1 protein-coding gene is annotated in these 1,403 nt (G+C 60.7%); it reads right to left on the bottom strand.

Annotation, left to right across the window (positions count from 1 at the left end; all coding sequences use genetic code 11):
- Nucleotides 1-1,403, bottom strand: a 1,403-nt coding sequence (gene fdhF, locus GVK32_RS28605) for a formate dehydrogenase subunit alpha (RefSeq protein WP_159874222.1), incomplete at both ends; no start/stop codon positions are given.

The following is a 1,403-nucleotide window of genomic DNA, read 5'->3' as shown; positions in this document are numbered from 1 at the left end:
TCGTCGCGGCACGGCCACATGATGTAACCCAGTTCGCCCATCTTCTCGTAGGTGGCGCCGTAAAAGTCCGGACACAGATGGCGCAGCTCGTTCCAGATCTCCTGGGTGTTGCTGTAGCGCATCGGGTAGCCCATCCGGGTGGCGATCTCGCTGATAATCTGCCAGTCGGTTTTCAGATCCCACTTCGGCTCCACCGCTTTAAAGAAGCGCTGGAAGCCGCGGTCCGCCGCGGTATAGACGCCTTCATGCTCGCCCCACGAGGTGGAGGGCAGGATGACGTCCGCCGCCGCCGCGGTTTTGGTCATGAAAATATCCTGCACGATAACCAGCTCAAGCTCTTCAAAGGCTTTACGCACCGCCGAGAGCTCGGCATCGGTCTGCAGCGGATCTTCGCCCATAATATAGGCCGCCCGCACTTCGCCGTGCGCCGCCCGGTGCGGCAGCTCGCTGATGCGGTAGCCGGTGTGCGCCGGCAGGCTCTCCACGCCCCAGGCTTTGGCGAACTTCTCCCGGTTTTCCGGGAACTTAACGTACTGGTAGCCCGGATAGGTATCCGGCAGGGCGCCCATATCGCAGGCGCCCTGGACGTTGTTCTGCCCGCGCACCGGGTTGACCCCGACGCTCGGCCTGCCGAGGTTGCCGGTCATGATCGCCAGGCTGGTCAGCGAGCGCACGGTTTCCACGCCCTGATAGAACTGGGTGACGCCCATGCCCCACAGGATGGCCGCGGATTTGGCGCTGGCGTACATCCGGGCGCAGGCGCGGATCTCCTGAGCGCTGACGCCGGTTATCTCTTCCACCGACTCCGGCGTATAGCCTTCAACGATTTTGCGATACTCCTCGAAGCCTTCCGAGCGGCTGGCGACGAAGGATTTATCGTAGAGATCCTCTTTAATAATGACGTGACCGATGGCGTTGAGCAGGGCAATGTTGGAGCCGTTTTTCAACGCAATATGCATATCGGCAATGCGCGCGGTTTCAATCTTGCGCGGATCGCAGACGATAATCTTCGCCCCGTTGCGTTTGGCGTTAATCACGTGATTCGCCACGATAGGGTGCGAGTCGGCCGGGTTATAGCCGAAGATAAAGACGAGATCGGTATTATCAATCTCGGTGATGGCGTTGCTCATAGCGCCGTTACCGACCGACTGGTGCAGACCTGCAACCGATGGGCCGTGTCAGACGCGAGCGCAGCAGTCGACGTTATTGGTTCCAATAACGGCGCGTGCGAATTTTTGCATCACATAGTTGGTTTCATTCCCGGTGCCGCGGGAGGAGCCGGTGGTCTGGATGGCATCCGGGCCGTACTTAGCCTTAATCGCGCTGAGGCGCGTGGCAACGTAGTCGAGGGCCTCATCCCAGGAGACGGACTCCAGCCTGCCGCCGCGCTGGCGGCGGATCAT

The sequence above is a fragment of the Klebsiella sp. 18074 genome (assembly GCF_902705905.1).
Taxonomy (GTDB): Bacteria; Pseudomonadota; Gammaproteobacteria; order Enterobacterales; family Enterobacteriaceae; genus Klebsiella; species Klebsiella terrigena.
The sequence above is the reverse complement of the archived record's forward strand: the minus strand, read 5'-3'. Positions and strand labels throughout refer to the sequence as shown.